Source organism: Deinococcus multiflagellatus (assembly GCF_020166415.1).
In the GTDB taxonomy this organism is placed as follows: Bacteria; Deinococcota; Deinococci; order Deinococcales; family Deinococcaceae; genus Deinococcus; species Deinococcus multiflagellatus.
Map to the genome: position 1 here is coordinate 21,021 of NZ_JAIQXV010000009.1, position 20,293 is coordinate 41,313.

General features: G+C 67.8%; 14 protein-coding genes and 1 tRNA gene. 3 read left to right on the forward strand and 12 right to left on the reverse strand.

The annotated features are described in order from the left end of the window. Positions 1–91: 91 nt before the first annotated feature. The 9 genes from K7W41_RS12035 to pgm form a co-directional block, all read right to left on the reverse strand. Positions 92–874, reverse strand: coding sequence for a response regulator transcription factor (locus K7W41_RS12035; protein ID WP_224608680.1), 783 nt, complete (start codon positions 872–874; stop codon positions 92–94). After that, positions 871–1,629: a DUF4388 domain-containing protein gene (locus tag K7W41_RS23705; RefSeq protein WP_224608682.1), complete on the reverse strand. Its 759-nt coding sequence runs from the start codon at positions 1,627–1,629 to the stop codon at positions 871–873. Before K7W41_RS23705 ends, K7W41_RS12035 begins: the two co-directional genes overlap by 4 nt. Then, on the reverse strand, positions 1,626–4,322 hold the full coding sequence (locus K7W41_RS12045; protein ID WP_224608685.1) for a hybrid sensor histidine kinase/response regulator: 2,697 nt from the start codon (positions 4,320–4,322) through the stop codon (positions 1,626–1,628). The genes K7W41_RS23705 and K7W41_RS12045 overlap by 4 nt, the downstream gene beginning before the upstream one ends. Positions 4,323–4,422: 100 nt before the next feature. Continuing rightward, on the reverse strand, positions 4,423–6,642 hold the full coding sequence (locus tag K7W41_RS12050; RefSeq protein ID WP_224608689.1) for a methyl-accepting chemotaxis protein: 2,220 nt from the start codon (positions 6,640–6,642) through the stop codon (positions 4,423–4,425). A gap of 46 nt (positions 6,643–6,688) precedes the next feature. Next, a complete protein-coding gene (locus tag K7W41_RS12055) occupies positions 6,689–7,081 on the reverse strand; it encodes a chemotaxis protein CheW (RefSeq protein WP_224608692.1) in 393 nt (130 codons plus the stop codon). Beyond that, positions 7,081–7,443 carry a response regulator gene (locus K7W41_RS12060; protein WP_224608695.1) on the reverse strand — a complete coding sequence of 121 codons (363 nt, stop codon included), beginning with the start codon at positions 7,441–7,443 and terminating at the stop codon, positions 7,081–7,083. The genes K7W41_RS12055 and K7W41_RS12060 overlap by 1 nt, the downstream gene beginning before the upstream one ends. Before the next feature lie 59 nt (positions 7,444–7,502). Beyond that, positions 7,503–8,336, reverse strand: a complete 834-nt coding sequence (locus tag K7W41_RS12065) for an MHYT domain-containing protein (protein WP_224608698.1) — start codon at positions 8,334–8,336, stop codon at positions 7,503–7,505. A 427-nt stretch (positions 8,337–8,763) separates the two neighbouring features. After that, positions 8,764–9,180 (reverse strand): DUF3995 domain-containing protein, encoded by a 417-nt coding sequence (locus K7W41_RS12070; protein WP_224608701.1) that lies wholly within the window; start codon positions 9,178–9,180, stop codon positions 8,764–8,766. 468 nt (positions 9,181–9,648) lie between these two features. After that, on the reverse strand, positions 9,649–11,280 hold the full coding sequence (gene pgm, locus K7W41_RS12075; RefSeq protein ID WP_224608703.1) for a phosphoglucomutase (alpha-D-glucose-1,6-bisphosphate-dependent): 1,632 nt from the start codon (positions 11,278–11,280) through the stop codon (positions 9,649–9,651). A 672-nt stretch (positions 11,281–11,952) separates the two neighbouring features. Between pgm and glpX the strand changes: the two genes are divergently transcribed. Both glpX and wrbA read left to right on the forward strand, forming a co-directional pair. Next, the gene (glpX, locus tag K7W41_RS12080; RefSeq protein ID WP_224608705.1) at positions 11,953–12,966 is read left to right on the forward strand and encodes a class II fructose-bisphosphatase; all 1,014 of its coding nucleotides are present in this window, start codon (positions 11,953–11,955) and stop codon (positions 12,964–12,966) included. A 93-nt stretch (positions 12,967–13,059) separates the two neighbouring features. Beyond that, positions 13,060–13,668 (forward strand): NAD(P)H:quinone oxidoreductase, encoded by a 609-nt coding sequence (gene wrbA / locus K7W41_RS12085; protein ID WP_224608707.1) that lies wholly within the window; start codon positions 13,060–13,062, stop codon positions 13,666–13,668. Positions 13,669–13,743: 75 nt separating this feature from the next. Here the strand turns inward: wrbA and treS are convergent, their stop codons facing one another. Further along, on the reverse strand, positions 13,744–15,396 hold the full coding sequence (gene treS / locus K7W41_RS12090; protein WP_224608710.1) for a maltose alpha-D-glucosyltransferase: 1,653 nt from the start codon (positions 15,394–15,396) through the stop codon (positions 13,744–13,746). A gap of 111 nt (positions 15,397–15,507) precedes the next feature. Beyond that, positions 15,508–15,581 (reverse strand) — tRNA-Gln (locus K7W41_RS12095). A 301-nt stretch (positions 15,582–15,882) separates the two neighbouring features. On the opposite strand from K7W41_RS12095, the gene K7W41_RS12100 reads away from it, so the two are divergent. Further along, on the forward strand, positions 15,883–17,580 hold the full coding sequence (locus K7W41_RS12100) for a 30S ribosomal protein S1 (protein ID WP_224608713.1): 1,698 nt from the start codon (positions 15,883–15,885) through the stop codon (positions 17,578–17,580). A 535-nt stretch (positions 17,581–18,115) separates the two neighbouring features. On the opposite strand, the gene ppk1 is transcribed toward K7W41_RS12100, so the two are convergent. Further along, the gene (gene ppk1, locus K7W41_RS12105; RefSeq protein ID WP_224608716.1) at positions 18,116–20,233 is read right to left on the reverse strand and encodes a polyphosphate kinase 1; all 2,118 of its coding nucleotides are present in this window, start codon (positions 20,231–20,233) and stop codon (positions 18,116–18,118) included. Positions 20,234–20,293 lie beyond the last annotated feature (60 nt).

A 20,293-nucleotide genomic window follows, 5' to 3' on the forward strand; every position in this document is an offset into this window, starting at 1 on the left:
GGGGCCGGGCCTCCGCCTCCCAGGTTAACATGACCGCACTCAGGAAAAGTGGGCTGCAGGCTATGAGCTTTGAGCCATGGGCCATAGCCCTTTAGTTCTGCTGCGAAGCCCGCCAGCCCAGCACCGCGCCCGCCACCTCGGGGCCCGACACCACGCAGGCCAGCTGGCCCGCGCCGTGCGGCAGCAGCAGCACCGAGGCGCCGCCGTAATTCAGGCTCAGGTGGCCCAGGTCGCCCTGGCCCACGTGGGCACTGCCCACATGGGCGGCCGTGAGCAGGAAGCGGGCGTACATCCCAAAGGCTTCAGGCAGGGCCGCGCCGGTCTGGGCGGCCACGGCGCCGTTCTCGCCGTACAGGGTCGCGCCCCGCAGGCCGCTCACCTGCGCCAGCCCGGCGAGGGGGCCAGTTTCGGTGGGGCCGCTGGGGGCCGGCGTGGGGCTTGCCGCCGGCGCTGTTTCGGCCGCCGCCGGCACCCGGGCCGCCAGCGCCGCGCGCAGGTGGGGCTCAATGGCGGGCAGCAGTTCGCCGGGGGTAAAGGGCTTGCGCAGCACGCCGCAGGCGCCGGCCGCCTGGGCGTCGCGCTGGGTCACCTCGTCCACGATGCCGCTCATGAGCATGATGGGCACGGTGACGCCCTGGTCGCCCAGGATGCGGGTGAGTTCCAGGCCGCTCATGCCGGGCATCAGGATGTCGGCCAGGATCATGTCGGGCATGGGGTCCAGGGTGTTCAGGGCGTTTTCGGCGCTGTCGGCCATGCGCACGGCAAAGCCCTGCGGGGCCAGAATGCGTTCCAGGGCCTTGCGGACACTGACGCTGTCGTCCACCACCAGCACGGTGGTGGGGTTGTTGGGGTCAGTCAGATCAGACGGGTTCATGAGGCCTCCAGGGCGGACGCAAGGGGATCGGCGGCTTGGGCATGGTCATCATGCACCGCCGCTTCCATCAGCAGGCGGGCGGTGGGCAGGGTGATCTGCCGGGGGTAGCCGCCCAGGGCGTCGGGGGAAAGAAGGTGAAACCGGAAGTCGCCTTCCGTGCGGGCACCGAGCAAAAAGGTCACGGCCTGGGTGGGTGGCCGCTGACCGCACTCGGCGTCAATAATCTCGCCGCGGCGCAGCACGAGGTGCGCGGGCTGCGCGCCCAGGTGCACCAGCAGCAGCCCCGAGAGCTGCAGGTCCTGCGCGCACAGCAGCACGTCGGTCAGGCCCAGGTCGCTCAGCTCCCCTTCCAGGGCCGCCGCCTCGGGGTCGTCCCAGGTGGGCGCGCTGAGCCCAGGCATGCGGGCCAGGGCGCGCGCCAGACCCTCGGGCGCGGTCATGCCGGCCGGCACCACCACGTCAAAAGGTCCGCCGTAGCGGCCCGGCAGCTGGGCACCGGGAATCAGCACCACGGTCTCGGCGCTGGCCGGATCGTCGCGCAGAATCTCGTGCAGGTCAGCCGGGCTCAGGTCGTCCAGCGCCGGGTCAATCACCACCAGCGGCGGGCGCTCGCGTTCAATCTGGGTCAGGGCGTGCAGGCCACCTGCCGCCGTGGAGGCGCTCATGCCCGCCACCTCAATCAGGGCGGCGTGCGACAGCGCGCGCGACAGCTGCGGCGAAACCACCAGGCAGCCCGCCTGCGGATCGAGGCTCACGCCTGCACCTCGGCGCGCCCAGGCAAGAGGGCAGTCAGGCGCCGCAGCAGCAGCCGCTCCTCGGCGGGTTTGGCCAGGTAGTCGTTGGCGCCCAGCTCCATGGCGAGCTGCTGGTGCTTCTCGCCCGCACGGGTGGTCATCATGACCACGGGCGTGGCGGCGTGTTCGGGGGTGGCGCGCAGGGCGCGCAGCAATTCAAAACCGTTCATTCGGGGCATTTCCAGGTCGCTCAGCACCAGGTCGGCGTTCAGGCCCGCCAGCAGACGTTCCAGGGCGTCCTGGCCGTCGTGGGCGGTGGTGACGGTAAAGCCCGCGCGCTCCAGGGTGCGCCCCACGTGGCGGCGCACGCTGAGGCTGTCGTCCACCAGCAGAATGTGGGCCTGCGTGGCGCTGGCCACGGCCGCCCGCGCCCGCTGGGGCCGCGCCTTCAGGCGGGCCAGCCCGGCCGGGTCCAGCACCGCCACCGGGTAGGCCTGACCACTCACGTCCATCAGCGTGGTCATCCCGCTGAGGTATTCCAGCCCGCCCAGCAGGTTGCCGGCCGGCCGCAGCACGATTTCTTCCAGGCTCAGGAAGTCATCCACGATCACGTTCAGGGTGTGGCCACCGGGCAGGGCCAGGCGGGCCACGTAGCGCTGGCGGGCGGGGGCCTCGCCCCATACCGCGCCCAGGTCCAGTGCGCCCTCCGGGGCCGCGCCGTCCAGGGCGCTCATGCCCTGCAGCTGCGTGGCCAGCACGGCCACCCGCACGCTGCCCACCCGCATCACCAGCACATCGGTAATCTGCTGCGCCACCGGCACCTGCAGGCGCACCGCGGTGCCCCGGCCAGGGCGGCTGGTCAGGCTCACGCGGCCACCCATGCGGGCAATCGCGTCGCGCACGGCGTCCATGCCCACGCCGCGCCCGGCTTCCTGCGTCACCTGCTGCGCGGTGCTCAGGCCCGGCAGAAACACCAGCTGGGCGGTCTGCTCGTCGGTGTAGGTCGCCAGTTCCCCGGCGCTGGCGTGGCCAGACTGCAGCGCGCGGGCGCGCAGAGCTTCAAAGTTCAGGCCCTTGCCGTCGTCACGCACGGTCACGTGCAGCTGGCCGTCGGTCACGCCCGCGCTCACCTGAATGTTCAGCTGGGCCGGCTTGCCAGCGGCCACGCGGGCGGCCTCGCCCTCGCCGCCGTGCACCGCCGCGTTGGTCAGCAGGTGCAGCAGCGCCTCGCCCAGCGGGCCGGCGTGCTGGGCGTCCAGCAGGCTCTCTTCGCCCTCAATGGTCAGCGTCAGGTCGGTGCGGCGCGAGGCCCAGCGGTGCAGCGGAGCGGTCACGCGCGACAGCGGCACCAGACGGGCGCGGCTGAGTTCCACACGCAGCTGGCGGGTCAGCTTTTCCAGGGCGGTCACTTCATCGCCCAGCGCACTGATGGTCTGGGCGGTCTGGGCCCGCACTTCCACAAGGTCGGCGCTCAGCTCGGTCACCGCGCGGGCCAGGATGTTCAGGTCGTCGTAGGTGTCCAGCTCCAGCGCCCCGAAGTCGCTCAGGCGGTCTTGCAGCTGGCCGTCGCGGGTGGCCTGGGCCGAGGAAGTCTGGGCCGCGCCACTCTGGGCGCCCATCTGCAGGTGCGGGTTCAGGTAGCGCTCTTCAAAGTCGCGCACCGTGCGCTGCACCCGCTCGTGGGCGGCGTCCAGGCTGGCGGCCACCTGCTGCTGGCGCAGAAAGAGACCGTTCAGGCGCGCGCGCGCCGCCACCAGCCCGGCCACGTCGTCCAACATGCCGTCCAGGCGGGCGCTGTCCACACGCACGCTCAGGCGCTCGGGGGCGGCGGCCGGGACCGCCTCGGCGGTTTCCGGGGCCGTGAGGGTCACGTCCTGGCCGGCCAGCAGCGCGGCGACCATGTTGCGGTACAGCGGCACGCGCTCACCGGGGTTCTCGGCGCGGCCCTCGGCGTGGGCCAGCACGGCGCCCGCGAGGTTCAGGCCGTCGTCCAGCAGCGGCAGGGCCCGCTCGATGGTCACGGCGTCTTCGCGCGCGGCCCCCAGCAGGTCTTCCATGGCGTGGCCCACGTCGGCCAGCGGCGCGAGGCCCACCATGGCGCTCGAGCCCTTCAAGGTGTGCGCGGCGCGGAACAGCGCGGCGAGGTCGGGCGATTCGGCGTGCAGCCCCGCGCGCAGCAGGGTCATCAGGTCCGAGGCTTCAGGCCCGAAGTCTTCCCAGATTTCGGCGTTGGTGACCGCAAAGGCCTCTTCCCGGGCGCCCTGCTGGCTGGAGCGGGCCTCCAGGCGAAACGGCTGGGTCTTCAGGAATTCGGTGACCTGCGCGGGGCCAGCCAGCTCCGCGAAGTGCAGGCCCACTTCACCCTCGCTCTGGCCCTGTTCCACGCGGTCCAGGGCCCGGCTCAGGCAGGTGATCATGCGCTCAATGATCTCGGTCAGCGGCTGCACCGAGCCCTCGCCCAGTCCGGCGCGGCCTTCCATCAGGCGCTCCATCAGGGCGGCCAGGGCGGCGGTCTGGGGGTGGCTGTACAGGGCCGCTGTGCCGTGCAGGCGGTGGCTGAGCACCCACAGCCGCTCCATGGCACCTGGGCGGGCATCGGGCACCCAGAGGTCAACGGTGGCGTCTTCCAGGCCCGCCACGACGCTGCGGGCATCCTGCAGATACGTGGCGGTCAGGTCCGCGTCCAGGGTGACCGGGGTGTGGGGCTGCGTCATGGCGGTAAACCTCTTTTGGGAAAAGCGGGGGGGACTCAGCGGCGTTCAGAGCTGGGCTGCCCTGACCTGCTCGGCGCAGGTGACGGCCGCCCAGCGCCGTTCAGTTCGTGGGAATCTTGAAGCGCGACAGGCCCTGCAGCAGGTTCTGCGCGAGGTGCTGCAGGCGCTGGGCGGCGTCACGGCCGCGCTGCACGCTCTCGTGGGACTGCTCGGCCACCTGACCGATCTGCTCGACGGCCTCTTTCACCTGCTCCACGCTTCTGACCTGCTCGGTGGTGGCGGTGTTGATGCGCTCGGCGAACTGCGCAGACTCGGCGGCCAGCTTGCCCAGCTGCTCGATGCGCTCCCCGGCGGCCGAGGCCACGCGGTAGCCCTGTTCCACCTCGCGGGTGCCGTCTTCCACGCTGGCGACCACTTCCGTGATTTCCAGCTGCACCGTGCGAATCAGGCTGGCGATGCGGGCGGTGGCCTGCGCCGAGGAGTCGGCCAGCTTACGCACTTCATCGGCCACGATGGCGAAGCGGCTGCCAGCGGCGCCTGCACCGGCCGCCTCAATCGAGGCGTTCAGCGCCAGCAGGTTGGTCTGGCTGGAGAGGCGCGAAATGGTGTCCACGATCTCCTGAATTTCCAGCGAGCGGTCGCCCAGCGTCTTGATGCGCTTGGAGACGCCCTGCACCTCGCGGCGGATGTTCTGCATGCCGTCCAGGGTGCCCAGCACGGCCTCGCGGCCCTGCTGCGACGCTTCCAGCGCCTGACGGGCGGACTCGGCGCTTTGCTGCGCGGCTTCGGCCATCTCGCGGAAGCCTTCGGTCACGGCGCGCACCTGCTCGGCCACGCGGCGGGTTTCGCTGGTGGTGGTGTCGGCGCCCTGCACGATCTGGTCGGTGGTGCTCAGCATGTCGCGGCTGGCGCTGGTCACGGACTGCGAGGCTTTCTGCACTTCGCCCAGCACGGCCCCCAGCTCGTCAACCATCACGTTGATCGAGTCCACCACGTTGCCCAGCACGTCCTCGGACACCACGCCGCGCCGGGTCAGGTCGCCGCCGGCAATGTCCATGGTCACGTCCAGGAAGTTGCCGATGTTCTGCTGCAGCTTCAGCGCCTCTTCGCGCTCCATGACGTTCTTGGCTTCGTTCTCGCGCAGCTGCGCGGTGGCGCCGTTGAAGGTGTGGGCCATGAAGCCCAGCTCGTCGCGGGTCTGCACCGGCACCTGCACGTTCAGATCGCCCTGCGACACCGCGCGGCTGGCGCGGGTCAGCTCCGAGAGCGGCTTGACGATGGAGCGCGACAGACGGATCAGGAGGGTAAAGGCCAGCACCAGCGCGCCGATAATCGCGGCCAGCGTCAGCAGACGGGCGCGCTCAATGCGGTCCTTGCGCTGGGTAATTACTCCAGCAAGCTCCTTGACGCCGCTGTTGAACGAGGCCGTGACCTGCAGCAGCGCGTCGCCCTGGATGGCGTTCATGTTCACGGATTTCAGGCTGCCCGCTTCAATGGCCGCGCCCAGGTCGGCCACCGCCGGGGTCACCGCGTCGCTGAGTTTCTGGGCCGCCTCACCCGCCGGCTTCAGGGCCGGGTTGTAGCGCACCGCGCGCTCCATGCTGGTGCTGTAGGCCGCCACGCTGTCGAGCAGCTGCACGTTCAGGTCGCGCAGCACGTTCAGGTACGGCGCGTCGTCGCCGGGTTCACGGTTGCCGGCCTCCACCGTCAGGTAGGCGAGGTTCAGCAGCGTGGACATCCTGGGCAGGTTGCGCAGCGAGGCTTCCATCAGGAAGAACGAGTCGGCCTGGGGGTCCAGCATCAGGCCCGACTGGGTCAGCAGGTCTTCGCTGAGGTCGCGCTGGTAGGTGGAGAGCAGCTGGCCGTAGGTCTGCAGCACGGCGAGGTCCGGCTGGGTGCCAATCGAGTCGGGCAGGATCTTCCAGTCGCGTCGCAGGGCCTGCACGCGCTCGCGGTACTCGGGGGCCACCTGGGCTTCCAGCTGGTCAATGGCGCGGTCCACGGCGGCGGCGGCCTGCTCGGCCCCGGCGCTGTCACTGCTCAGCGCGCGGTCCACGAAGGTGGCGAGGTTGGTGTTGATGTCGCGCAGCGGCGCGAACTGCGCGATCCCGGCCAGTTCCTGCTGGGCGAAGGTCACGTTTTTTTGCTGCTCAACCAGCAGCGCGCCCACGAGGCCCGTGATGGGCAGACCGAAGGCCAGCGCGGCCAGCGAGAGCTTTTGCCCCACGCGCAGCTGCCCCAGCCAGCCGATACGCTGGGCGTTTCTGTTGCGCATGGCGCGGGTGATTCGGGTGGTCCGGGACGGAAGGGTGGTTTGCATGGGGGGGCCTCCGGGGCGGGGCAGAGCAGGCGGGGGGTGGGGGGGGTCAGGAACCGAGAGAAGCGCGCACTTCGCGGGCCAGGGTGGCGGTGTTCAGCAGCGGGCCGCCGGGCATCTCAATCAGGAGGGCGGTGCTGGGGGGCGGGGTAGGCAGCGAGGTCACGCCGTAAACCTCGTGCACCAGCAGCGCCACGCGGTCGCCTTCGAGAGTGGTGAGCACCATCAGGCGGGGCTCGGCGCCGTCGGGGCTGGGGGTGCCCAGCAGCGCGCTGAGGTCCAGCAGCGGCACGGCGCGGCCCTGCAGGGTGGTCAGGCCCCGCAGCAGCGGTTCGCCGTGGGGCAGGGGCGAGACCGGACCCAGCTCAGCAATGGCCTGCTCTCCCGACAGGGGCAGGGCAAAGCGCTCTGCCTGCACCCGGACGAGCAGCGCGCCCATCATCAGCCGATCAGCCGCTGCACCACCGTGTGCAGCTGTTCAGGGGTGTACGGCTTGACGAGGTAATCGTCGGCGCCCTGGCGCAGGCCCCACTTCACGTCGGTCTCGTTGCCCTTGCTGGACACAAAGACCACCTTCAGGTTCTCCATGCCGGGCTGCTTGCGCAGGCCGCGCACCACCTCGTAGCCGTTGCGCCCGGGCATCACCACGTCCACCATCAGCAGCTCGGGGCGCACCTGGTCGGCCACTGCCTCCACCTGGGTGGGGTCGTTCAGCGCCGTGACCTGATGGGCGGTGCTGCCCAGGGCGGTCTGCAGGAACTTGAGGTCGGCGGGGGAGTCATCAACAATCAGGATTCGTGCCATAGGGGTTCAGAAGGTCCTTTCGGGGAGAAGAAGGAAGGTTCGCAGGGCGGCGTGCCGGCTCAGTCGGCCGCGCTCGCCGCAGCGGTCGCGTTGGTTTCGAAGTCCAGTTCGTCCAGGTCGCCGCCGCGTCCGGCGTCCATGAAGATGCTGGTCACGGCCAGACCCAGCAGCAGGAACGACACCACGCTCACCACCAGACCCAGCAGGGCGGTGTCGGCGCCGCTCGCAGCGGTGCCCAGGGCCAGTTCATCGGTCACGTTGTATTTCAGGGCGGCCATGCCGGTGTAGTGCATGCCAATGATCGCCGCGCCCATCACCAGGGACGCCAGCGCCTGCAGGCCCACAATCTTGAAGCGGCCCTGCTGGGTGCGCCACGCGCCGGAGAGGCGGTGGAACAGGAACAGCGCGGCCATGCTGGCGCCCACAGCGATCAGCAGCGAGCCAATCAGCGGCAGCCACGCGATTTCCACCGCCGTGCCGGGGACGCGGAAGCCGTACATGCCCAGGTAGTGCATCACGGCGATGCCGGTGCCGGCCACCGTGCCCGCCACCGCCAAGCGGCGCAGGTTAAACGTGCCGCTGTGCAGAATCAGCAGGGCCGGGTACATGAACACCACGGCCGCCAGCCCCGAGAGGGCCGTCCAGGCAGCGTTAAACTGCACGGCGGCCTTGACCTCAAAGGCCAGCATGCCCACAAAGTGCATGGCCCAGATGCCGTAGCCCAGCACCAGGGCCTGCGCCACCAGCCAGAAGCGGTTGGCGGCGTTGCGCAGGTTGCGCCCCGCGCGCCCAGCCAGCTCCAGCGAGATATACGAGGCCAGCGCCGCAATCAGAAACGAGAGCGCAATATACGAACTGTTCCACGTATGGTGGACCATGCCACTGTGTTCCATCGAGGTTCCTCCTGTTGGACGGTTCAGGCAAACCGTTAACGTGAAGGCACGATAGAACCAGGGTGCTCACATAAAACTTACTGACCCCAGGCACCTTTTCATGATGCCGGTGTCAGGACACCTAGGCGCTGTCTAGGCCGCACAATTCAGGGTTCTCGCGGTCGTGGCACCAGGGCCTGAGATGAGAGAAGGCCAGCGCCGTCTCTGAAATTCTGTGCGGCAGGGGCAGTTACCAATGACGGGGACGCATGCGGAGCAAGCGGCACAGATTGGAACGCCTCCACCGGGGTGACGGGAAACGGTTCTTTCCGCCGTTTTACCCCCTCTGCGTCTGCTCTGTACTGGAGGGCTAACCCCACACGGCTTGCCCGCCGGAAGCGCCGTGGGCTTCACGTCTGGCCACGGCCCACCGCTGCTTCAGCCCGCCCTAGCGCAAGCTCAGCAGCGCGCCCAGGCCCAACAGCACGCACAGGGGCGAGTACAGCCAAGCGTTCCAGCGGTGAAACGGCTGCACCCGGAACGCTGGCGAGAGCGCGGGCATAAAGAACCCCGCCAGGCCGCGGGCAAGGAGGGTGGCGGCCACCAGTCCAGCACCCAGGCGCGCCAGCCCAGGCCCCTGGGGCGCCCAGACCACCAGCAGTGCACCCAAGAACAGCAGCGCCGCCACGCCCAGGCAGGGGCCCAGGCCCGGTAGGCCCCCGGGCATACCGCCCACCACGGCGCGCGCCAGCACTTCGGGGCTGGGGGCCGGCCAGGGCGAACCCAGCCCCCAGGCCACATGCAGCGCCCCCACCACGACCAGACCCACCGCCGCCAGCAGATGCCACCCCAGCTGAAGTTCCATACCCTACAGTATGGTATGGACTCTGCGGTGGGAGAGGCATCTGCCCCGCACGTTCAGGTGAGGCACTTTGAACGGCGGTCTGATAAGGATTCCGGTTTATCGGTTATGGAAGAACGGATGAACCCGACCAGAGGGGCTCGCAGAGCGGCGCAGCAGAGAAGGAAAAACAGTGACGGAGATGAGTGGAAGCACCGAAGCGCAGCGGAGGAGCTGGAACGGATCATCCGGAATTCGCATGACGCCTTCAGGGGCGCGCGGAGGCCAGGCCCAAAACTGCGTTCTCCCCTCTCAAGCACAGAGGTTCAGACCCGGGGTGTGGCGTGGCCAGAAGGGTACATGGCCTGTTTTTGCCCAGCCACCTTCCCCTGTCTGCTCTCCATTGCCCGACCACATGCACCTGAAGCCAGCACCAACCCAGGTCCAGATGCGGCGGGTCCTGTCAGGGCGTGGTGTCCACCGACCTCGCGCTTAACTGCCACCCAGCGCGGCGGCCACAACGTCACGGGCCTCGCTCATCACCTGCGCCAGATGCTCCGGGCCCCGGAAGCTCTCGGCGTAGATCTTGTACACGTCTTCCGTGCCGCTGGGACGGGCGGCGAACCACGCGTGGTCGGTGGTGACCTTCAGGCCGCCAATCGCCGCGTTGTTGCCCGGCGCACGGGTGAGGCGCGCGGTGATGGGATCGCCGCCCAGCGTGGTGGCCGTCACCTGCTCGGGGCTGAGGTTGCTCAGCACCTTTTTCTGCTCGGGGGTGGCCGGGGCGTCCTGACGGTCATAGGCGGTTTCGCCGTAGCGGGCGGTCAGCGCCGCGAAGTGCTCAGCGGGGCTCTGGCCGGTGGTGGCCGTGATCTCGGCGGCCAGCAGGCCCGCGATAATGCCGTCCTTGTCGGTGCTCCAGGCCCGGCCGTCCCGGCGCAGGAAGCTGGCCCCGGCCGATTCCTCGCCGCCAAAGCCCAGCGAGCCGTCCAGCAGCCCCTGCACGAAGTATTTAAAGCCCACCGGCACCTCCACCACGCGCCGGCCCAGCCCCGCGCCCACCCGGTCAATGAGGGCGCTGCTCACCAGGGTTTTGCCAATGGCGGCGTCCGGGCGCCAGCCGGGGCGGTGGGTGAACAGGTAGTCAATCATCACTGCGAGGTAATGGTTGGGGTTCATCAGCCCCGCCGGGGTCACGATGCCGTGGCGGTCGGCGTCGGGGTCGTTGCCCACGGCCACGTCAAAGTCGCCTTTCAGGGCCAGCAGCCCGGCCATGGCGTAGGGGCTCGAACAGTCCATGCGAATCTTGCCGTCGCGGTCCACACTCATGAAGGCAAAGCGCGGGTCCACGTCGTGGTTCACCACCGTCAGATTCAGGCGGTGTTCTTCGGCAATCAGCTCCCAGACGGGCAGGCTGGCGCCGCCCAGCGGGTCCACGCCAATGCGCACGCCACTTTCGCGGATGGCGTCCAGGTCAATCACGTCGGGCAACTGGCGCACGTAGGGCCGCAGGAAGTCAAAGGGGTCCAGCGCGTTCATGGCGTCTTCCAGCGAGACGCGGTGCACGTCGCGCAGTTCGCCGGCCAGGATGGCGTTGGCACGGGCCTGCACGGCGCCCGTCACATCGGTGTCGGCGGGGCCGCCGCTGGGGGGGTTGTACTTGAAACCGCCGTCCTGCGGGGGGTTGTGGCTGGGCGTGATCACAATCCCGTCGGCCTGTTCGGCCCCCGCGCGGTTGTGTTCCAGAATCGCGTGGCTGATCAGGGGCGTGGCGGTCAGGGTGCCAGCCTGGGCGCGCACCCGCACGCCGCCTGCCGCCAGCACCTGCAGCGCGCTCATCCAGGCGGGTTCAGAGAGGGCGTGGCTGTCCAGGCCCATGTACAGCGGCCCCGTAATGCCAGCGGCGGCGCGGTGCTCGGCCACGGCCTGGGCAATCGCCAGAATGTGGGCCTCGTTGAAGCTGCCATTCAGGCTGCTGCCCCGGTGCCCGCTGGTGCCAAAGGCCACGCGCTGCAGGGGGTCGGCGGGGTCAGGGCGGGTTTCGTAGTAATGTGCCACCAGGCGGGGAATGTTCGTCAGCAGGCGCTGTGGGGCGCGTTTTCCGGCCAGGTCGCTGATCGTCATGGGGCCCAGTGTACGCAGGGCGGCCCGGGCAGGCGGCGCTGGGGTAAGACAGCGTGAAGGCGCTTGCACTGCGCGCGGGCCGGTGCTGGTAGCCTGCATGGTGCCATGAAGGAATTTCTGAACGACTGGTGGCGCCTGTTCAAGCTGATCGCCGGGTCGCTGGCGATTCCGGTGATTTTGTGGGGGGTTTTGGTTTGGGCGGGGGTGTTGCGGTAGGGGGGGTGTTGCCCGGGTTTGCCCCACCCCCCAGCCCCATACCCCAAAGGGGCAGGGGGAGCGGCGCTGCGCTGGCAAACGTTGACTGAGGGTTCCGGGCGGCCAGACTTCGCCCCGCGATGTACGCCGTCGCCCTTCTCCGCCCATCGGCTTACGCCCGCGCCCTTCGGGCACGACGGCTTCGTCTGGACCCGGGCATTAGGGGGGCAAAGGGAACTTGGTGCGGCCCAGAAGGTTCTACTTTTGAAGGGCTCGGGTGGTGTCCTGACCCTCTTCCTTTATGGGACTCGAAGAAGCTGCGCCCCAGAGAGGGCCTTCGCAGTAAGGGGTGAGGGGTCAGTTCAAGGTTAAGCACCGTCCGCCTCTCAGAGACAGCCACCACAAAACCGCGTCCTCTTCTCTGGCTTGGAATCGCTCCCAGAGGGGATTTTTTTTGCCCCGTGTTAGCTTCGGGGCATGACGGTCAAGCGGAAGGGCGGCCCAGAGGCGCGCGTGGACTCCAATCATTTTGAACATGCCCTGGTGTTGGAAACGGCGCGGGTGACCGAGGGGGCGGCGCTGGCGGCCAGCCGTCAGATGGGTATGGGGGACAAGAATGCGGTGGACGGCGCGGGCACCGAGGCCATGCGCGAGCTACTGAATTCGCTGGATATCCGGGGCACGGTGGTCATCGGGGAAGGCGAGATGGACGAGGCCCCCATGCTGTACATCGGGGAAAAGGTGGGCGCCGGGCAGTACGAGGTGGACATCGCCGTGGACCCGGTGGAAGGCACTTCGGTCACGGCCAAGGGGCTGCCCAACGGGCTGGCGGTGATTGCCCTGTCCGAGCGCGGCGGCCTGATGCACGCGCCGGACTGCTACATGGACAAGCTGGTGGTGCCGCCCCCCGCCGCCGGCAAGGTGAACCTGGACTGGCCGGTGGAAGCCAACCTGAACGTGCTGGCCCAGAGCCTGGAGCGCGACGTGGATGATCTGATGATCACCATTCTGGACCGCGAACGCCACGCCGACCTGATTCGCCGGGTGCGCGCGGCCGGCGCCCGCGTGAAACTCATTGGCGACGGCGACGTGGTGGCCAGCCTTCAGGTGGGCGTGCGCGGCACGGGCGTTCACGCGCTGATGGGTTCGGGGGGCGCCCCCGAAGGCGTGCTGTCGGCGGCGGCCATGAAGTGCCTGGGCGCCGAGATTCAGGGCCGCTTTATTGCCGAGGACGACGCCATGCGCGAGCGTTTCAAGGCGATGGGCGTGGATGAAAATCGCGTGTACAAGACCAACGACCTCGCCCCGGGCAAGCAGATGGTCTTCAGCGCCACGGGGATCACCTACGGCGAACTGCTGAGCGGCGTGCGTCGCTTTGGCGGCGGCGCGCGCACCCACACGCTGGTGATGGGCTACGCCACGCGCGTGGTGCGCTTCATTGACACCGTGCACCTGGAAGACGACGGCGCACGCGTGATCGTGCGCGTTTAAGGACCAACCAATGACCGTGAAGGAGCGCCGAGGCGCTCTTTCTTCTTTCTTAATTCATTTAATGTTAAGCCTCTGGACTGCTTACACTCGGGCATGACCTCCCCCACCCCGGTGAAACTGGCGATTGTCTACTACTCCACCTACGGCACGAATCACGCCATGGCGCAGGTGGCCGCCGAGGCCGCCCAGGCCGCCGGGGCCGAGGTACGGCTGCTGAAGGTGGCCGAGACCGCTCCGCAGGCCGTTATTGACACGCAGGACGCCTGGAAAGCGCAACAGGAGCGCATGGCGGACGTACCCACCGCCTCTCCGGCCGATCTGGAATGGGCCGACGCCTTTCTGTTCAGCAGCCCTACCCGCTTTGGCGGCGCGGCCAGCCAGATTCGCGCCTACATTGACACTCTGGGCGGCCTGTGGGCCAGCGGCGTGCTCGCCAACAAGACCTTCAGTGCCATGACCAGCGCCCAGAACCCCAACGGCGGCCAGGAAACCACCCTGCAAACCCTGTACGTGATGGCCATGCACTGGGGCTGCATTCTGGTGCCCCCCGGCTACACCGACCCCGTCATTTTCGCTTCGGGCGGCAACCCCTACGGCGCCAGCGTGACCGCAGGCGGCCAGCCCCTGAGCGAGCAGGACCGCGCCAGCATTGCCCATCAGGCCCGCCGCCTGGTGGAGGTGACCCAGAAGCTCAAGGGCTGAACCTGCAAGCGAAAGGGGCCCGCACATTGACCGTGCGGGCCCCCCTCTTTCACCCATCACCCATTCATCCTCAACTCAGTTGAGGCGCAGCCAGTAGTAATCGTATTTCCCCAGAATCATGGGGTATTGCGCTTCGGCCACCACGGGGAAATGACTGCCGCCGGACAGCGTGACGGGGGTGCGGCCCACGTGGTCGCCCAGTTCGAGGCGCACCGCCTGGGCATTGGCAGCAAAGTTGCTCACGATCAGCAGGGTTTCGTCCGCGGTGGTGCGGGTAAACGCCAGAATGGCCGGGTTGTCGGTGTCAATGAACTGCAGCTCGCCGTGGGCGAAGGCCGGGTGGGCGCGGCGCACTTCCAGCTGCCGGGCGGTCCATTTCAGCAGGCTGCTGGGGTCACGTTCCTGGCTTTGCACATTCACGCGCCCAAAGCCGTACACCGGGTCGCTGATGGGCGGAAAAAAGCAGTCGGACGGCCACGCAGTGGAAAAGCCGCCGCTCATGCCCGCGTTCCACTGCATGGGCGTGCGCACGCCGTTGCGGTCGGCCAGGCTCAGGTCGTCGCCCATGCCAATTTCGTCGCCGTAGTACAGGATGGGGCTGCCCGGCAGGGCCAGCAGCACGGTGGTCAGCAGTTCAATGCGCCGCCGGTCGTTGTCCAGCAGCGGCGCCAGCCGTCGGCGAATGCCCACGTTGATCTTCATGCGGGTGTCCGGCGCGTAGGCAGCGTACATAAAGGCGCGCTCCTCGTCGGTCACCATTTCCAGCGTCAGCTCGTCGTGGTTGCGCAGGAAGGTGGCCCACTGCCCGAATTTGGGAATCTGGGGCAGCCGGCCCATGATCTCGCGGATCGAGGTGGTGTCCTCTTTCTTCAGGCTCATGTACAGCCGGGGCATCACCGGGAAGTTAAAGCACATGTGGAACTCGGGGTCCTCGTCGGTGCCAAAGTATTCCACCACCTCTTCAGGCCACTGGTTGGCTTCGGCCAGCAGCAGGCGCCCCGGGTACTCCTCGTCCACCATGCGGCGCATCCTTTTCAGGATGGCGTGGGTTTCGGGCAGGTTCTCGCAGTTGGTGCCTTCGCGCTCGATCAGGTAAGGCACGGCGTCCACCCGGAAGCCGTCCACCCCCAGGTCCAGCCAGAAGCGCGCGGCCGACAGCAGTTCTTCCACCACCCGGGGGTTATCGAAGTTCAGGTCCGGCTGGCTGGAAAAGAAGCGGTGCCAGTAGTAGCGCCCGCACTGGTCGTCGCGCGTCCAGTTGCTGGTTTCGGTGTCGGTAAAGATGATGCGCGCGCCCGCATACTCGGTGCCAGTATCGCTCCAGACGTAATAGTCGTGGTACTCGTTGGGGCTGCCGTCGGGCAACGTAGGGCCGCGCCGCGCCGCCTGGAACCAGGGGTGGTCGCTGGAGGTGTGGTTGGTCACGAGGTCGCCAATCACCCGCAGGCCCCGGGCGTGGGCCTCACGCAGAAAGACCTTGAAGTCCTCCAGGGTGCCCAGGTCCGGGTGAATGCCCACGTAGTCGGCCACGTCGTAGCCGTCGTCGCGCAGGGGGCTGGGGTAAAAGGGCAGCAGCCACAGACAGTCCACACCCAGGTTTTTCAGGTAGTCCAGTCGCCCGGTCAGGCCCGGAAAATCGCCCTTGCCGTCGCCGTTGCCATCCGCAAAGGTGCGGACCGACAGCTCGTAGAACACGGCGCTCTTGTACCACTCGTGCGCAGGAGTCATGCGCGAAGTCTAAGCGACGCGGCCCTGGAAGCGCTTCCCCCCAGATGAGCCTGCCCCAAAGGCGCCGCCCGCCTCACATGAAAAAAACCCCGCTTTTCAGCGGAGTTTCTCTGGCTGGGGCACAAGGACTCGAACCTTGATTAACGGTGCCAGAAACCGACGTCCTGCCATTAGACGATGCCCCACCACATACTCTGGCGCGCCACTTTCTGGCAAAGCAGCGTCAGGGAGTATAGATGGACCCGCGCGCAGCCGTCAAGGGTGGGGGCCCCTGCCCGTGAATGTCCGGCAGGGCCGACCCCGGGGGGCAAGAGGCGCTGAAGCGCGTTTAGACCGCAGTTGCCGCGCCTCCCTGAACTCTGATACACTGAGGTGTTGCCGCGCCCGTTGCATGCTGCTGACCAGCTGGTCAGGTGTGGACGAAGAGCAGGTATCAGGTCGGTTTCACGGGCCGGAGTGCCGGTGAACCCAGGAGGACAGGAGTTCATGGAAGACAACACCCAGACCCCCGCCCAGCAAGGCGGGACTCAGCCCACGACGGGCACCACCCAGCCCAGCGCGCCCGCCCCCACCGAGGAGCGCGAGTACCCCGCGATGACCATGGAGGACATCCTGGCCAGTGAGGCCCAGGAGCCCCAGAGCGTCACGCGCGGCGACATCGTGGACGGCACCATCGTGTTCATCGGCCAGGAAGGCATTGCCGTGGACATTGGCGCCAAGGTGGAAGGCATCATCCCCCTGAACCAGCTGGGCGACGAGCCCGTGACGCTGGAGCAGGCCCAGGAGATGTACAAGTCCGGCGACCAGATCGAAGCCTACGTGGTCCGCGTGGACCTGCCCAACAGCCAGATCGTGCTGAGCAAGAAGCGCGCCGATCAGGACAAGGGCTGGCGCGTTCTGGAAAAGATGCAGGAGCAGGGCGAAGCCTTTGAAGTCGAGGTGCTGGAAAAGGTGCGCGGCGGCCTCGTCGCGCAGGTCGAGGGCATCCGTGCGTTCCTGCCCGCCTCGCAGGTGGACACCCGCCGCGTCAATGACCTGGACCCCTACGTGGGCAAGCCCCTGATGGTCAAGCTCATTGAGCTCAACCGCAAGCGCAACCGCGTGATCATCAGCCACCGCGCCATTCTGGAAGCCCAGAAGGCCAAGGCCCGCGAAGAAACCGTGGGTCAGCTGGAGCCCGGCGCGCAGTTTGAAGGCGAAGTGGTGGAAATCACCGACTTCGGCGTGTTCGTGAACCTGGGCGGCATTGACGGCCTGGTGCACCGCAGCGAACTGACCTACGGCCGCTTCAACCACCCCCGCGACGTGGTCAAGGTGGGCGACAAGGTGCAGGTGCAGGTCATGGACGTGGACGGCGGGCGCGAGCGCATCAACCTGTCCATGAAGGCCCTGACCCAGGACCCCTGGGAAGGTGCCACCGAGCGCTACCACATCGGCCAGCGCGTGAAGGGCAAGGTCACCAACCTGACCAACTTCGGCGCCTTTGTGGAGCTGGAGTCGGGTCTGGAAGGTCTGGTGCACGTCAGCGAAATGAGCTGGACCAAGCGCGTGCGTCACCCCAACGAAGTGATGAAGGAAGGCGACGAGGTCGAAGCCGTCATCCTGCGCATTGACCCCAAGGACCGCCGCATCTCCCTCGGGATTCGGCAGACCACGGACGATCCCTGGAGCGCCCTGCCTGACCGTTACCCCCCCGGCACCCCCGTGAAGGGCAAGATCACCGGCATGACCGATTTCGGCGTGTTCATGGAGATCGAAGAGGGGATCGAGGGTCTGATCCACATCAGCGAGCTGGACACCCAGCGCGTGAACAACCCCGCCGACCTGTTCAAGAAGGGCGACGAGATTGAAGCCGTCATTCTGAACATTGACCCCGTGGAGCAGCGCGCCAGCCTGTCGCGTCGCCGCTTCCTGGGTGGCGGCAGCGTGCCCGCCCAGCGCGACTACGTGTCGCAGGGTGGCGGCGCCCGCAGCGACCGCTACAGCAGCGGTGGCGGCCAGGGTGGCCAGCGCGGCGGTGGCCGTGGTCGCCGTGAAGGCGGCGCCGACTACAACTACAACGCCAAGGACGCCCAGCAGGGCGGCAAGATCAGCACCAAGCTGGGCGACGTCTACGCTGACCTGTTCGCGCAGTTTGGCCTGGGCGGCGACAAGAAGACCGAAGGCGACGACAACCAGGGCTAACGCCTGAGGGACGTTGCTGGGCACCCCGGACCGGAATGGTCTGGGGTGTTCTTGTTGTGGGTGCGGGAAGCGGGAGGCAGTACGCGGGAAAAGAGGAGCTGCGGGGTCCCTCTGACTGGTCTCCCCTGTCAAGGCCGTTGGTCGGGGGGTGGACTGCGATCAAGGATGGAGGGAGTGAAGCGGGCTCAGCGTGGGCAGGCTGCTGGAACCTGTTGCCCCCCACCTTGTTTGCTACGAGTTGTCGTGAAAGGGACATCGGGGCAAAACTGGTTTTGCTCGTCGAGCTCGAAGGCGAGCGAAACTCGCCACCCCCCCTCCCAACCTGTGCTTCGCAGCTCTGCGAGTCCCCGCAAGGGGGAGGAGTCAGGGCCTTCCGTTCAAGTCGCACGTTGTGTCTTGCAGAGCAGGCGTTCAAGCGGCAGGAAATCCCTGCGGTCATGCAGTGACGTGGCGCTGACCACCCTTTGCCCCACCCACCTTCAACCTCTCCCCTCCTGCCTTTCCTGCTGCCCGCGCACCGCTTACCGCTGCCCCCTTACCCCGGATGCCGCGCCGCCGCAAACGTCGCCTGGGCGCTGAAATCGCCGGGAATTTTCTCGTACTCGCCCTTGGCGTTTAATTCCCACGAGCCGCGCGTGTCGGCCCATTCGGTGTCCAGAATGCTGAGGAAGGTTTCGCGGTGGCCGTCGTCCAGCACCGGGGCAATCACTTCCACGCGGCGGTCGAGGTTGCGGCTCATCCAGTCGGCGCTGCCGAAATACACTTCCGGGCTGCCGCCGTTGCCAAAGGCAAACACGCGGGCATGTTCCAGGTAGCGCCCCAGTAGACTGCGCACGCGCACACTCTGGGACAGACCCTCCACGCCGGGGCGCAGGCAGCACACGCCGCGAATAATCAGTTCCACGCGCACGCCCGCCGCCGCCGCGCGGTACAGGGCCTCAATCATGGCGGGGTCGGTCAGCTGGTTGAGTTTCACGCGGACCCAGGCGTCCAGACCGTCGCGGGCGTGGGCAGCTTCGCGCTCCAGCAGGGCTTCAAAGCCCGTGCGGGCGGTGTCGGGGGCCACCAGCAGGTGGGTGTATTCGGCCTCGGCGTAGCCGGTGAGGTGGTTAAACAGTTCGGCCACATCCGCGCCCAGGTCGGGGTCAGCCGAGAGCAGGCTCAGGTCGGTGTACAGGCGGGCGGTCTTGGCGTTGTAGTTGCCGGTACCAATGTGCACGTAACGCCGCAGGCCGCCTTCTTCGCGCCGCACGATCAGGGTGACCTTGGCGTGGGTTTTCAGGCCCGCCACGCCGTACACCACGTGGGCGCCGGCGCGCTCCAGCTTGCGGGCCCAGGAGATGTTGCGCTGCTCGTCAAAGCGGGCCTTGAGTTCAATCAGGGCCACCACCTGTTTCCCGTTCTCGGCGGCGGCGCGCAGGGCGCTGAGCAGGCGGGGATCGTCGCCCGTACGGTACAGGGTCTGCTTGATCGCCAGCACCTGGGGGTCACGGCTGGCTTCTTCCAGAAAATCCAGAATGTTGGCAAAGCCGTCGTAGGGATGGTGCAGCAGCACGTCGCGCGTGCGGATGGTGTCGAAGATGCCGTCTTCCTCGTCGCCGTCCAGATCGGGTACCGCGGGCGAGTACGGCTCGAAAGTCAGGTCTGGGCGCTTGACGGGCAGGCCCATCAGGTCAGCGGTGCCCAGCGGGCCTTCCAGCGTAAAGATGTCCTCGGGGGCCAGGCGCAGGCGCTCCTGCAGGAAGGTGATCAGGGCCGGCGGCGTGTCGCGCACCACCTCCAGCCGCACCGCCGAGCCAAAGCGGCGGCGGCGCAGGCCGTCTTCAATGGTGGCGAGCAGGTCCTCGGCTTCCTCTTCCTCGAACTCGTAGTCGGTGTTGCGGGTCACGCGGAAGGCGTGGGCGGCCAGCACCCGGCGGCCCTTGAACAGTTCGCCAATGTGGGCGGCGATCACGTCTTCCAGCAGCAGGACCGTGTCGGCAATGCACACGGCGCGCGGCAGCACGCCCACCGGCACCTTCACGCGGGCGAATTCGGGCTCGTCGTCCTCGCCAGAGTCCAGCAGCACCGCAAGGTTCAGGCTGAGGTTGCTGAGGTACGGAAAAGGATGGCTGGGGTCCACCACCAGCGGGGTCAGCACCGGCTGGATTTCGGCGAGGTAATGCTCGCGCAGCTGCGCCCGTGCCCGGCGCCCCAGCTCAGACACGCGCGCCAGTTTCACGCCCTGGCGGCCCAGGTCGCGCAGAATGCGCCGCGTGACCGCCTCGATCTCGCGCAGCATCACCTGGGTGCGGTCGCGCACCAGGGTCAGCGTGTCCTGTGGGGGCAGGCCGTCGGGGCCCGGGGTGTGCACGCCCGCCGCAATCTGGCGGTGAATGCCTGCCACGCGCACCATGAAGAACTCGTCGAGGTTGCTGCCGCAGATGGCCGCGTATTTCAGGCGTTCCAGCAGGGGGTTGCGCTCGTCTCTGGCCTCGGCCAGCACCCGCTCGTTAAAGGCCAGCCACGACAACTCCCGGTTGAGCAGGGGACTCTGCGGGTTGGCCACCGTGCTGTGGGTCTGGTTGGAGGCGGCCGGACCAGAGGCCCGCCGCGGCCGGGCAGCGGACGAGACAGAGGTGGAAACCGGACGCGAAGTGTTCTTGGGGGGCACAGTGACAGACTCCTTGGGCAGTAGACAGGCCAGCGGTCAGGGCAGTGTCACGGTATTACA